We start from the raw sequence: 12,883 nt of genomic DNA on the forward strand, positions 1-12,883 counted from the left end.
CGCGGGCGTCGGAGTCGGTCAGCGGCGGGCGCTCGGCTCAGCGGTACCGGAAGCCAGCGGCCTGGCGCGCGTCGAGGCAACCGGCGCCAGACGTGCGGGCGCGGCCGGTTGCGGGTGCGGGGTGTCGCCCGCGATGCGGGTCATGACGATGCTCGTCGATGAATGAGACGCCGTGCGTCATCGGGTCCTCCTCGGGTGTCCACGCCCTGGGGTACGTCCCGACGGCCGAAGTATCCTGGCTTCCGGATCGACGCTCTCCCCCGGCCTTCCAGCCGCAGACACACGGCCGTGACTCACGAGGGGGGATCGCTCCCCGGTGACAGTGGCGGGACCGCGTCGGAATCGCACCGACTTCCTTCACTGCCGTCAGGCCGCGAATGCTGCCACACCCCTCCGCCGCCGGTCAACGCCGGCCCCGGCGTCGCCCGGCCGCGCTCATCACATTGACCTGGGAAAATATAGGCGCGCGGGGTTGCCTGACACACGAGACGGCGAGCTGATTGGAGCTGATGTCGTAGACGGTTCAGCACCCACGCGGTCAGCCCTGGGTTACTCGTGCTCGAAGCGACGCGGCCGGCGGGTCAGCGACAGCCAGCCGAGGAAACGGGTGTGCATCTTGGCAAGGTCGGGGCGACCGCCAAGACTGAACAGGTCGTGGATCGCCTCGTTCATGCAGGACGTCAGGTAGAGGGCCAGCGCCAGCGAGTGGCCATAGAACTCGGCGACGAGATCGAGTTGCGCGCGGGAGCACGGCCACGCGGCGGCGCAGTTGCGGCACAGCCAGGTGGGGCGCATGGGCAGGTGCGGACGGGAGCGAAGACTCACACCACGACCCTGCTCACCCTAACCGCAGCCATCCATCACAGTGGGTGATCCCTCGGCGGATAACTTCCATCCACCCTCCGGATGTCGTCCCGGCACCGCCATCAGTTCGCTGGCTATGCTGACCCACATCCCCGGTGCGGGAAGGGAGCGGCGCGTGAGCGTCCGAACGACTGGAGCGTTTACCGTTCCCGACCTGCTGTGGGATTCCTCCGACATGCTCGACGCCCTTGCCACTCGGGACATCGCTCAGGTGTTCCGCCTCGTCCAGCGAACAACCCACGCCAGTCAAACCACCCTCGGCATCGCCACCGGGCTCAGTCAGGCGCAGGTCAGCGAGATCACCAGCGGCGCCCGCCGGGTCAGCAGCATCGACGTCCTCACCCGCATCTGCGCCGGCCTGTCCATGCCACGTCACGCACGCATGACGCTCCTGCTCGGCGAACGCGACCAAAACCCGACCGAACGCAACGTCAGTGGCCCGAAGGTCGCGAGGGCGGCGCGGGACCGGTGCGCCGATGTCACCGCGATCTATTCCAGCCGGTCAGATTTCGTGGCGGAGTTGCCGCCGCACGTCCTCTTCGACCATGCCAGGGACATCCGGGCGTCCGGCCTGTCACTCAACCTCATTTGCCAGCAGTACGCCGACAACCGCCTTCTGAAGCTCCTCGCCGCCGGCACCCACCTCCGTTGCCTTTTCCTGGATCCCGCCGGCGAGGCGATCAGGCGGCAGGAGCGTGAGGACGACTATCCGGACGGCCACCTCAGCGCGCTCACCGAACTCAACATCCAGAATCTGGCCCGCCGCATTCGTGACAGGCTCCCCGCAGGTGCCCGAGACCACCCGTCCATCGGCGTCTACGACGAGTCCATTCGCGCCAACGTACTCCTGATCGATGACCGACTCTGCGTCGTCCAGCACTACCTACCGCGGATGCGGGGCGTCGACTGTCCGACGATGGTCATCGAACGCAGCGCGGGCCCCGCCGGCCTCTACCCGATATTCGACGAGATGTTCACCTCACTCTGGGATCGCAGCCGCCAGCTATGACCGACTACGCCCGCCTCCTCCCCCTCGCGCAGGAGGCCGTCGACCTGGCGCGCGACCTGATGCGGACGCTCCAGCCCGGTGCGCTGACCTTCAAGGGTGACCGCGACATGGCTTCCGAGGTGGACTACGCCATCGAGAGGGCGGTCCGCGCGCATCTGGCCGCCAAGGCGCCCGACATCGGTTTCCTCGGCGAGGAGTACGGCGACAGTGGCGACGCCACCGCACTGACCTGGGCACTCGATCCCGTCGACGGAACTGTCAACTTCGTCCACGGCTCACCCCTGTGCGCGATCTCCCTCGGCCTCATGCACGGCGCAGACGCCGTCCTCGGCGTCATCGACCTGCCGTTCCTCGGCACCCGCTACCACGCCGCCAAGGGACACGGGGCCTACGCCAACAATCGACGCATCCACGCCAGCCGGGTCACCGACCTCAGGGATGCCGTCGTCGCCATCGGCGACTACGCGGTCGGCACCGGGGCCAGCGGGAAGAACACCGAACGACTCGCCATCACCGAGCAGCTCACCCGGCACGTCCAACGGATCCGCATGCACGGGTCTGCCGCGATCGACCTCGCCTGGTTGGCTCACGGCAGGATCGACGCGTTCATCATGCTCAGCAACAAGCCCTGGGACACCGTCGCGGGCGTCGCGGTCGCCCGCGAGGCGGGCGCCCTGGTCGTCGACCTCGACGGCACCCCCCACAGCGTGCACGCCGTCGCCACGATCGGTGGCAACGACCTGCTCCTACCGTCCATCCTCACGCTCGTCCAGCGATCACTCGAACGCACGGAACCCGACCAGGGTTGAAGCCCCGTTCGCATGGTCGCGCCTCGTCGATCATGGAGTTGTGGTGGGCGACAAAGCAACCATCCGTGGCTAAATTGGGCACCACGACTCCATGATCGACCCCGTTGGCTGAGGCTGAGCGTCAGCGGGCGTGGCGCTCCGGATGGGCCCGGTTCCACACCCGCATCCGTTCCGGGTAGCCGGTGCGGCCCGCCTCGTACAGCGGCACCGCGTGCTTGCGGGCGATCGCCCCGGCCGCGCGGGGCGTGCCGGTACGGCGACGGATCCACTCGCCGTCGTGGGCGATCGCCACGACTGTCGTGTCCGTCGCGGTGGTCTCCGGCTCCAGGTAGAACTCCACCCCGCGCCGACTCGTGACGAACGCCTCCAGCGCGGCGAGATCGTCCCGGGTCGCCTCCCGGTCCAGCTTCGTCGGGGTCGCCTCGGCACCCCGTGACCGGCGACTGAACCAGCTCATGCCAACCCCTTCCCTCGACGCCCTCCAGTGCAGCACCGATTCCTGGCAATACGCTGCACGCCGGATGGGAGACAACTGACCCACCGAGGGCTGGAACCCGCCGAGCGTGGGCGGTGTCATGAGTGTGATCCGAACGGAGGTTCCCCTGGACGACGACGCGCTCGTCACCCGCGCCCGCTCCGGTGACCTGGAGGCGTACGACCTCCTGGTCGCCCGGCACACCGCGTCCGCGTACCGGACGGCGGTGCTGCTCGGCGCGGGCTCGGACTCCGAGGACGTCATCCAGGAGGCGTTTGTGAAGGCGTACCGCAAGCTGTCGCGTTATCGGGGCGAGTCGTCCTTCCGGTCGTGGCTGCTCGCGATCGTCGCCAACGAGACCCGCAACCTGCACCGCTCCCGGGGCCGGCGGGACGGACTCGTCCTGCGGGCGGCGGCAGCGGACCCGATGTCGGAGATCACCGAGGACGGGGCGGTCGGCGCGGTCCTCGCCGGGGAGCGCCGCGCCGCGCTGGTGCAGGCCCTGCGTCAACTGCCGGTACGCGACCGCGAGGTGATCGTCTGCCGGTTCTTCCTCGACCTCAGCGAGGAGGAGACGGTGGCGACGCTGGGCTGGCCCCGGGGCACGGTGAAGTCGCGCACGTCCCGGGCGCTGGCGAAGCTTCGCGGCCTGCTCGACCGGGAGGAGGTCCGGCATGGGTGACCTCGAACGGGAGCTGCGCGACCTGTCCGCCTGGCTGGACACGCCCGAGCCGCCCGACGTGCGCGCCCGCGTCCGCGTACGGCTGCACCGGCCCGTGCGCCGGTGGCGCCCGTTCGCCGCGGCGGCGCTCGCCGCGCTGGTCGTGGCGGTGTTGCCGCCGACCCGGGCCGCCGTCGCCGACGCCGTCACGGGGCTGCTGCGCTTCGCCGGCGTCAGCATCGCCACCTCGCCCGCGACGACGCTGCCCAGCGGTGCTGCCCCGCCGTTGCCGGGGCAGCACGCCGCCGGCCTGGAGGAGGCACAGCGGGCGGTGCGGTTCCCGATCCGCCTGCCGGCGAAGCTGGGGCCGCCCGAACGGGTGCTGGTCGCCGACCCCGACGCCACGGGCACCTGCCGGGTGGCGACGTTGCTCTACGACGGCGGCGCGTTGCGCGTGGACGCGTTCGACGGTCGCCTCAACCTGTCCTTCCACAAGGAGGTCACCCCGCCGGGAGCGGAGTGGGTCGAGGTCAACGGCGACTTCGCCGTGTGGGTCGACGGCCCGCACATCCTGTCGTACGTGGACCGGGCGGGGAATGTCCGCCAGGAGAGCGCCCGGCTGGCCGCCTCGACCCTGATCTGGCAGGACGCCGACGTGAGCTACCGGATCGAGGGCGCCCTCACCCAGGCCGAGGCGATCGAGATCGCCCGTTCACTGCACTAGGAACCGGACGGGCGCGACAGGTGTCCTGAAGATACGAGTCGTCGACGCGTTCCGGAGGGGTCGAGATGGGTTCATGGGGCAGGTCGCTGCTGGCGGCCTCTGTGGTTCTGCTGGCGGGGTGCACGACCACGGCCAGCGGCGGATCGGCCGCGCCGAGCGCCAGCGCGACGAGCGCCGCGAGCGCGACGAGCACGACGAGCACGAGCGCCGCGACGGGCTGTCATTCGCCGGTCGAGACGACGTCGCTGCCCGACTGGGCGGACGCCGGGTTCCACGGGGGCAGCCAGGTCCCGCACGTCTTCGGCAAGACCGGTGACATCGTGGCGGTGCTGTTCGCCCATCCACTGCGCCAGGTCCGCGAGGACGGGTCGAACAACAAGATCCTGTGGGTGGCCCGCGCCGCCACGACCTCGCCCGATCCGTCGGCACCGGCGACCCTGGTGATCACCGCGACGCTGGACGGCACCGACACCAGGGTGACCCGGGAGGTCGCCGGCGGTCCCGGTCCGTCGATCATCGACATGCCGCGGGCCGGGTGCTGGCATCTCGACCTGCGCTGGTCCGGGCACACCGACACGATCGACCTGGTCTACGCCCCGTGACCGCGCACCCTGGGCTGCCGGGCGTGCACGAGGACGCGCGGGCGGCCGCGGCCCGCAACAACGCCGAGTGGTGCGACATCGTCTGCGGCAGCCACGGGCTGGCCGGTCGTACCGATGCCGACGCCTGGTCGGTCCCCCACCGCTCGCCGCCGTGGTACCCGGACGCGGTCACCCTGCGGCCGGGCGTCGACGCCGAGGCCCTGCTGGCCCGGATCGACGCCGGGCCTGGCGCGTCGGTGAAGGACAGCTTCGCCGACGTCGACCTGTCCGGGTACGGGTTCCGGGTGCTCTTCGACGCGCGGTGGATTCACCGGTCACCGGTTCCGCCGGTGGCCGGCGAACCGCTCACCCCGGTCACCACCCCCGACGACCTGGCGGCCTGGGCGGCGGCCCACGGCGGCGGGGAGCTGTTCCGCCCCACGCTGCTGGCCGACCCCCGGGTCCGGGTGCTCGCCCGCCACGACGATCGGGGTGTGCTCACCGGCGGTGCGGTGCTCAGCGGCGGCGGTCCGTACGGCGTCTCCAACCTGTTCTCCCGCACCGACCGCGCCCGCGACATCTGGCGCGCGGTGTGCGCCACCGTGCCCGGCGCGCCGCTTGTCGGCTACGAAACCATCCCGGACCTGGCGCCGGCCCTCGCCGCCGGCTTCACCACCACCGGCCCGCTGCGCGTCTGGCTGCACGCCTAGTCCTCGGCCACGGGCTCCGCGCACGGACGGCTATGCTGGACGACATCGGCACCGATCCGGCCATCACCGGGGAGCCTCCGGAAGAACGGGCAGCTCGACCGCCCCGGTAGAACCGGACGTCGCGGCACGTCACGTCGTGGAAATGGAGCGGCGCCCGCACCATCGGGGCGCAAGCGGGGTGGTACCGCGGAGTCCTGGCCATACGCCCGACACTTCGTCCCCGCGTGGGCAGTGCGTTGATGCCCGCGCCAGCGGATGTGGAGTGCAGGGAGAGCGTCGATGACGGACGGCCCATCGAGGTCACCATTCGTGCCACTGCCCACCAAGATCGACTTTGGTGCGCTGGACCGTAGGGTCATCGAGTGGTGGCAGGCCAACGACGTGTTCAACCGGAGCCTGGAGCAGACCGCCGACGGCACGCCGTGGGTGTTCTACGAGGGACCGCCGACCGCCAACGGCACACCCGGCACCCACCACATCGAGGCACGGGTCTTCAAGGACCTCTTTCCCCGCTACCGGACGATGCGGGGCTTCTCGGTGCCCCGCCGCGCCGGGTGGGACTGTCACGGCCTGCCGGTCGAGCTCGCGGTGGAGAAGGAGCTGGGGCTCGGCGGCAAACCCGACATCGAGAGGATGGGCGTCGCCGAGTTCAACGCCCGGTGCCGCGCCTCGGTGCTGCGGCACGTGGACGAGTTCGTCCAGCTCAGCGAGCGGATGGGTTACTGGATCGACCTGGAGCACCCGTACCAGACGATGTCACCGGAGTACGTGGACAGTGTCTGGTGGTCACTGAAGCGGATCCACGACAGCGGGCGCCTGGTGGAGGATTTCCGGGTCGCGCCGTACTGCACCCGCGACGGCACGACCCTGTCCGACCACGAGGTGGCCCAGGGGTACGAGACGGTCACCGACCCGTCGGTGTACGTGCGTTTCCCGGTGCGGGGTGCGGTCGCCGGCCACACCGGTGTCGAGCTGCTGATCTGGACCACCACCCCGTGGACCCTGGTGTCCAACACCGCCGTCGCCGTCCATCCCACGGTGACGTACACCCTGGCCCGCACCGGGCGGGGCACGTTCGTCGTCGCCGAACCGCTGACCCGGCGGGTCCTCGGTGACGAGGCGGAGATCCTGGCCACGGTGCCGGGGTCGGCCCTGGAGGGGTTGCGCTACGAGCGGCCGTTCGACCTGGTGGACATCCCGGACGCGCACCGGGTGGTCCTCGCGGACTACGTCACGACCGAGGACGGCACCGGCCTGGTACACCAGGCACCGGCCTTCGGCGCGGACGACCTCGCCGTCTGCCGCGCCTACGGGTTGCCGCTGGTCAACCCGGTCGCCCCCAACGGGCGGTTCGACGACGGCATCGACCTGGTCGGAGGGGTGTTCTTCAAGGACGCCGACGCGTTGCTCATCGACCGACTCCGGACCTCCGGTCGGTTGTTCCGGCACGAGCCGTTCGAGCACCCCTACCCGCACTGCTGGCGGTGCCACACCCCGCTGATGTACTACGCGCAGCCGTCCTGGTACATCCGGACCACCGCCGTACGCGACGAGCTGACCCGGGAGAACGAGAACACGACCTGGTTCCCGGAGCACATCAAACACGGCCGCTACGGCGACTGGCTGAAGAACAACATCGACTGGGCGGTGTCCCGCTCCCGGTACTGGGGCACCCCGCTGCCGCTGTGGCGCTGCCCGGACAACCACGTGACAGCCGTCGGCTCCCGCCGTGAGCTCGGCGAGCTGGCCGGCGCCGACCTGTCCGAGTTGGATCCACACCGCCCGTACGTCGACGAGATCACCTTCGCCTGCCCGGACTGCGGCAAGGTCGCGACCCGGGTCCCCGAGGTGATCGACGCCTGGTACGACTCCGGGGCGATGCCGTTCGCGTCGTTGGGCTACCCCCACGTGCCGGGCAGCGGGGAGGTCTTCGAGCGCAGCTACCCGGCCCAGTACATCTGCGAGGCGATCGACCAGACCCGGGGCTGGTTCTACACGCTGATGGCGGTGGGCACCCTGGTCTTCGACAGGTCCCCGTACGAGAACGTCGTCTGCCTCGGGCACATCCTGGCCGAGGACGGCCGCAAGATGAGCAAGCACCTGGGCAACATCCTGCTGCCCATCCCGTTGATGGACACGCACGGCGCCGACGCGGTGCGCTGGTTCATGGCCTGCTCCGGCTCGCCGTGGTCGCCGCGCCGGATCGGGCCCGGCCCACTCGACGAGATCGTCCGCAAGGTGTTGATGACCTACTGGAACACCGCGGCGTTCTTCTCCCTCTACGCGACGAACTCCACGTGGGCACCGCACCTGGGGCAGCCGGTCGCCCGACGACCGGTGCTGGACCGGTGGATCGTCGGCGAGGTCCACGCCCTCGCCGCCGCCGTGGACGACCGGATGCGCAACTACGACACGGCCCGCGCCGGCCGCCTGCTCGCCGACGTCATCGACGACCTGTCGAACTGGTACGTCCGGCGGTCGCGGCAGCGTTTCTGGGAGGGCGACCCCGACGCGCTGGCCACTCTGTACGAGTGCCTCGACGTCCTCACCCGGCTGCTCGCGCCGTTCGTTCCCTTCGTCACGGAGGAGGTGTGGCAGCAGGTCGTCCGGCGCGGTAACGCCTCGGCGCCGGAGTCGGTGCACCTGGCGACCTGGCCCACACCCGACGCCAGCCTGATCGACACGGAGTTGTCGGCCCAGGTGGCCACGGCGCGGGCGGTGGCCGAAGCGGGCCGGTCGGCGCGTAAGACGAGCAGTCTGCGGATCCGTCAGCCGTTGAGCCGGGCGCTTGTGGGACTGCCGGCCGGCACCGTGCTCCCGCAGGCGTTGCTCGACGACATCGGCGACGAGTTGAACGTCAAGGTCCTCCAGCCACTCGATCCCCAGAGCGGGGTCGTCGACGTGCAGGTGAAACCGAACTTCCGGACCCTGGGCCGCCGGTTCGGCAACCGCACCCAGCACGTCGCGAAGGCCGTCGCCGCCATGGCCCCCCGGGAGTTGGTCGACGGTGTCCGGGCGAACGGGACGTTCCCGCTGTCGGTCGACGGTGCCCAGGTCGAGGTGGGCCTGGACGACATCCTGGTCACGGAGGTGCCGCGCACCGGTTGGGTCGTGGAGTCCCAGCGCGGGGTGACGATCGCGCTGGACACCGAGATCACCCCCGAGCTGGCGGCCGAGGGCGTCGCACGCGACGTCGTACGCCTCGTCCAGCAGGCCCGCCGCGACGCCGACTTCGAGGTCGCCGACCGGATCACGGTGGCGATCGCCGCGCCCACCGACGTCGCGGCGGCGATCGCCACGCATCAGGTGCTCATCGCACACGAGACCCTCGCGCGCACGCTGACGGTGGTCAGCGCGTTGTCGGAGGGGTTCGCCGGCACCGTGGGCGACGGCCAGGAGATCGTCGTGCACGTCGTGCGGGCCTGACCGGGTGGGAGGTCGGATGCCCACCGTGCGCCTCGGCACGGTGGGCGCTCAACCGAGCTGGGCCAGGTCCTGCGGGGTCAGGCGGAGCGCTCCGGCCGCCACGTTCTGCGCCAGGTGGTCCGGGTTCGCGGTGCCGGGGATGGCGAGCACGTGCGGGCCCTGGTGCAGCGTCCAGGCCAGGCGTACCTGCTGCGGTGTGACGCCGTGGGCGCGGGCGACGGCCTCCACGGCCTCGCTCTGCGCGGCGCTCGCGCCCTTCTCCCGACCGGTGCCGGCCACCGCGAAGAACGGCACGTAGGCGATCCCCCGCGCACCGCAGAGCCGGACGAACTCGTCCTGCTCCCGGTAGGCGTCCACCCCGTAGTTGTTCTGCACGCAGACCACCGGCGCGATGCCGGCCACCTCGTCCAGTTGCCCGGGCCGGGCGTTGGAGAGCCCGAGGTGTCGGATCAGCCCGGCGGCGCGCAACTCGGCCAGGGCACCGAACCGGTCGACGAGCGGCACCGCGCCGGGGCCCCGGCCGAGGCGAAGGTTCACCACGTCGAGCTGGTCGCGGCCGAGTCGACGCAGGTTCTCCTCGACCTGTTCGCGCAACTGCGCAGGGGTGAGCGCCTCGGTGAAGCCGGCCTCCGGGTCGTACCCGAAGCCGACCTTGGTGGCGATCACCAGGTCGTCCGGGTACGGGGCGAGCGCCGCGCGGATCAGCTCGGTGGCGTAGCGGGCCGGGCCGGTGCCGACCCGCAGGGTTCCGCCGGGCGAGACGTAGAACGCGGCCGTGTCGATGTGGTCGACGCCCAACTCCACGGCGCGGCGCAGCAGGGCCACGGCCTGGTCCGGGTCGGGGTTGGCGGTGATCCGCATGGAGCCGAAGCCCATCCGGCGCACGGTGCGGTCACCAAGGGTCCAGCTGCCCGCGGCGGCGGCGGTGATCTCGTCGATTGGCATCCGGCGACCCTAACCAGCGCGGGTACGCGGCGCAGTCGGCCGCGCACCCGATACCGCCCGCCGGCGTGGTGGGCTAGTTTTTGTGTACTGGCGGAGCCTGCCCGGCGGTGTGCGGGGCACGCAGCACCGGCACCAGCAGCAGGGTCGGCAGCAGCAGCAACGGCACCACCAGCAGCGCGCGCAGCGTGCCGACCTGGTCGCCGAGCAGCCCCAGCAGCGGCGGCCCGCCCAGGAACGCGGTGTAGCCGATCACCGCGACCACACTCACCCGCACCGCCGCGTGGGCCTCCTCGTCGGCGGCCGCGCTCATCCCGACCGGGAAGCCCAGCGACGCACCGAGGCCCCACAGCGCGACGCCGACGATGGCCAGCGGCCCCGGCCCGGCCAGCACGGCCAGGCCGGCACCGACCACGGCGAGCCCGATGGTGGCGCTGAGCACCGGGACCCGACCCCACCGGTCCAACGCGACGGTACCCGCCGTGCGCCCGGCGGTCATGCCCACGACGAAGACACCGAAGACCGCGGCGCCGGCCGCCTCGCTCAGGTCCCGTCCATCCACGAACGCGACGGCGAGCCAGTCGTTGGCCGCGCCCTCGGTGAACGCCGCCACCAGCACGAACAGCCCGATCAGCAGGGTGCGCGGCTCCCGCCAGGCGGCGAGCTGCGCCCGGCGGCGGCCGGCCGGGGTGGCGTCCGCCGGGTCGCCGGAGTGGTCGCCGGCGGCGGGCAGGAACGTCCGGGCGGCGAGCGCGGTGCCGGTCAACACGACCACCGCGACGGCGGCGAGGTGTACGCCGACCGACACGTCGAAGCGGGCCGCGCCGGCACCGAGCCCCGCTCCGGCCACCGAACCGAGGCTCCACCCGGCGTGGAAACGGGGCATGATCGTGCGCCCGAGTCGTCGTTCCACCGCCGCGCCCTCGATGTTCATCGCCACGTCGCAGGCGCCGGAGCCGTAGCCGAGGGCGGCCAGACCCACGGCGACGACGACGAACGACCCGGCCAGCGTGGCACCCAGCCCGGCCACGGTCAGGCCGACCGCGACCAGCACGGTGGCCAGGGTCACGGTGCGGGCCGCGCCGAGTCGCTGGGCGAGCAGGCCGGAGGTGGGCATGGCGAGCAGCGCGCCGACGCTCATCGCCAGCAGCAGCAGCCCGAGCCGGCCGGCGGAGAGGTCCAGCGCCTCACGGACCGCCGGCACGCGGGAGAACCAGCTACCGACGGCCAGCCCGTTGAGAGTGAAGGTGACGGCGACACCGTTGCGGGCGATCAGCACCGCCCGCGAGGGCGGTGCGGTGTCCGGGGATACGGGTCTGCTGGTGGGGGCGCTCACGGGGTCAGGTCCTCTTCCTCAGGGTGATCTCCTGGCACGATCGCACACCTGAGAGCGCTACCACCGCAACCGGGCACCGCCCCTTACCGGCGGTGGACCGCCCGGGGCATGATGTGAGCAGGCGTTTGTCCGACCGGACGGGCCGGCGCGGGGAGGCGACGATGACGACAGCGGCACAGCGACCGGCCACGCTGGAGGACGTCGCCCGGATCGCCGGGGTCTCGCGGTCCACCGCGTCGCGGGTGATCGCCGGCAGCGGGTTCGCGTCGCCGGCCGCCCGGGAACAGGTCGCGGCCGCCGTCGACAAGCTCGGCTACGTGCCGAACCCGGCCGCCCGGGCGCTGGTCCGCGGCGGCGGCGTCCGTCTGGTCGTGGCCGTCACGGGCACCAGCGCGGCGGTGCTGGACGATCCGTACCTGCATCAGGTGGTCGGGTCGGCCGCCCGGGTGTGCACGCCCGCCGGCGTCGGGGTGGCGTTGCACTGGCTGCCGCTGGGCGACACCCGTGGCCTGCACCAACTCGGCGAGGATCGCACCGTCTGCGGGGTGATCCTGGTCAACACCACCGAGGACCTGCTGGCGGCGGTGCCGGCGTCGCTGCGCGGTCGGGTGGTCTCGATCGGCGTCGGCTCGGCGACCGTGCCGGCGTTCGACGTCGACAACGCCGCCGGCTCCGAGGCGGTGCTGCGCCACCTGTACGCCACGGGTCGCCGCCGGATCGCCATGCTGACCGGTCCTCGGTGGCTGCCCTGCGCGCAGCGCCCCGTGCAGACGTACCGCCGACTCATGCACCAGGCGGGCCTGCCGGAGCGGGTGTTGCCCGGGGACTTCACGGCGGCGCGCGGTCGGGCGGCGGCCGGCGTGGCGCTGCGGCAGTGGCCGGACGTCGACGCGATCTACGCGATCAACGATGACAGTGCCCTCGGGGTGATCGCCGGCCTGCGTGACGCCGGTGTGCAGGTGCCGGGCGACGTGGCGGTGGCCGGCTTCGACGACATTCCGCTGGCCGGGATGACCGCACCGGCGCTGACCACCGCGAGCCATCCGGTGGGGCGGATCGCCGCCGCCGCGGCCACCGCCCTGCTGGACGGGCGTCCGGCCAACCCGGTGGCCCTCTTCCCGTCCACCCTGGTGGCCCGGTCCAGCACCTGAGCCCCGACGGTTAACCCCCGGCGGGCCGGGTAACCGCGTCGGACCTTCCGCCGACCGCGAGGAGCGCAGGCCGTGTCCGACTCCGCGCAGCCGCGCCGGGATCCCCGGCTCGGGCGGTTGACCGCGCGTCCCCACCCACCAGTGACGTCGGGGCCCACCGGGCTGGTGCCGATGACCGGCCGCGACGGCGAACGG

General features: G+C 71.9%; 12 protein-coding genes and 1 riboswitch. Of the genes, 8 read left to right on the forward strand and 4 right to left on the reverse strand.

Going from position 1 to position 12,883, the window contains the following annotated elements; all coding sequences use genetic code 11:
• Nucleotides 1-228: 228 nt before the first annotated feature.
• Nucleotides 229-358, reverse strand: a riboswitch (cobalamin riboswitch).
• 191 nt (nucleotides 359-549) lie between these two features.
• Nucleotides 550-825, reverse strand: a complete 276-nt coding sequence (locus tag ACGFIW_RS16470; protein ID WP_393315719.1) for a hypothetical protein — start codon at nucleotides 823-825, stop codon at nucleotides 550-552.
• A 154-nt stretch (nucleotides 826-979) separates the two neighbouring features.
• Here ACGFIW_RS16470 and ACGFIW_RS16475 point away from each other — a divergent pair, with 154 nt between their 5' ends.
• Nucleotides 980-1,873 (forward strand): DUF5919 domain-containing protein, encoded by an 894-nt coding sequence (locus ACGFIW_RS16475; RefSeq protein WP_393315722.1) that lies wholly within the window; start codon nucleotides 980-982, stop codon nucleotides 1,871-1,873.
• A complete protein-coding gene (locus ACGFIW_RS16480) occupies nucleotides 1,870-2,682 on the forward strand; it encodes an inositol monophosphatase family protein (protein ID WP_393315725.1) in 813 nt (270 codons plus the stop codon). The genes ACGFIW_RS16475 and ACGFIW_RS16480 overlap by 4 nt, the downstream gene beginning before the upstream one ends.
• Before the next feature lie 121 nt (nucleotides 2,683-2,803).
• Here the strand turns inward: ACGFIW_RS16480 and ACGFIW_RS16485 are convergent, their stop codons facing one another.
• A complete protein-coding gene (locus ACGFIW_RS16485; RefSeq protein WP_393315730.1) occupies nucleotides 2,804-3,139 on the reverse strand; it encodes a hypothetical protein in 336 nt (111 codons plus the stop codon).
• Nucleotides 3,140-3,257: 118 nt separating this feature from the next.
• Here ACGFIW_RS16485 and ACGFIW_RS16490 point away from each other — a divergent pair, with 118 nt between their 5' ends.
• From ACGFIW_RS16490 to ileS, 5 genes are all read left to right on the forward strand, one after another.
• Nucleotides 3,258-3,839, forward strand: a complete 582-nt coding sequence (locus ACGFIW_RS16490; protein ID WP_393315733.1) for an RNA polymerase sigma factor — start codon at nucleotides 3,258-3,260, stop codon at nucleotides 3,837-3,839.
• A complete protein-coding gene (locus tag ACGFIW_RS16495; protein ID WP_393315736.1) occupies nucleotides 3,832-4,542 on the forward strand; it encodes a hypothetical protein in 711 nt (236 codons plus the stop codon). Before ACGFIW_RS16490 ends, ACGFIW_RS16495 begins: the two co-directional genes overlap by 8 nt.
• 65 nt (nucleotides 4,543-4,607) lie before the next feature.
• Nucleotides 4,608-5,144 (forward strand): hypothetical protein, encoded by a 537-nt coding sequence (locus ACGFIW_RS16500; protein WP_393315739.1) that lies wholly within the window; start codon nucleotides 4,608-4,610, stop codon nucleotides 5,142-5,144.
• The gene (locus ACGFIW_RS16505) at nucleotides 5,141-5,833 is read left to right on the forward strand and encodes a hypothetical protein (protein ID WP_393315742.1); all 693 of its coding nucleotides are present in this window, start codon (nucleotides 5,141-5,143) and stop codon (nucleotides 5,831-5,833) included. Before ACGFIW_RS16500 ends, ACGFIW_RS16505 begins: the two co-directional genes overlap by 4 nt.
• Nucleotides 5,834-6,112: 279 nt before the next feature.
• Nucleotides 6,113-9,259, forward strand: coding sequence for an isoleucine--tRNA ligase (gene ileS / locus ACGFIW_RS16510; protein WP_393315744.1), 3,147 nt, complete (start codon nucleotides 6,113-6,115; stop codon nucleotides 9,257-9,259).
• Between the two features lie 48 nt (nucleotides 9,260-9,307).
• On the opposite strand, the gene ACGFIW_RS16515 is transcribed toward ileS, so the two are convergent.
• Both ACGFIW_RS16515 and ACGFIW_RS16520 read right to left on the reverse strand, forming a co-directional pair.
• Nucleotides 9,308-10,204: an aldo/keto reductase gene (locus ACGFIW_RS16515; RefSeq protein ID WP_393315747.1), complete on the reverse strand. Its 897-nt coding sequence runs from the start codon at nucleotides 10,202-10,204 to the stop codon at nucleotides 9,308-9,310.
• A gap of 73 nt (nucleotides 10,205-10,277) precedes the next feature.
• Nucleotides 10,278-11,537 carry an MFS transporter gene (locus ACGFIW_RS16520; RefSeq protein ID WP_393315750.1) on the reverse strand — a complete coding sequence of 420 codons (1,260 nt, stop codon included), beginning with the start codon at nucleotides 11,535-11,537 and terminating at the stop codon, nucleotides 10,278-10,280.
• A gap of 161 nt (nucleotides 11,538-11,698) precedes the next feature.
• On the opposite strand from ACGFIW_RS16520, the gene ACGFIW_RS16525 reads away from it, so the two are divergent.
• Complete coding sequence (locus ACGFIW_RS16525) at nucleotides 11,699-12,688, forward strand: LacI family DNA-binding transcriptional regulator (RefSeq protein WP_393315753.1); 990 nt, start codon at nucleotides 11,699-11,701, stop codon at nucleotides 12,686-12,688.
• Nucleotides 12,689-12,883 lie beyond the last annotated feature (195 nt).

Source organism: Micromonospora sp. NPDC048935 (assembly GCF_043197875.1).
Taxonomy (GTDB): domain Bacteria; phylum Actinomycetota; class Actinomycetes; order Mycobacteriales; family Micromonosporaceae; genus Micromonospora.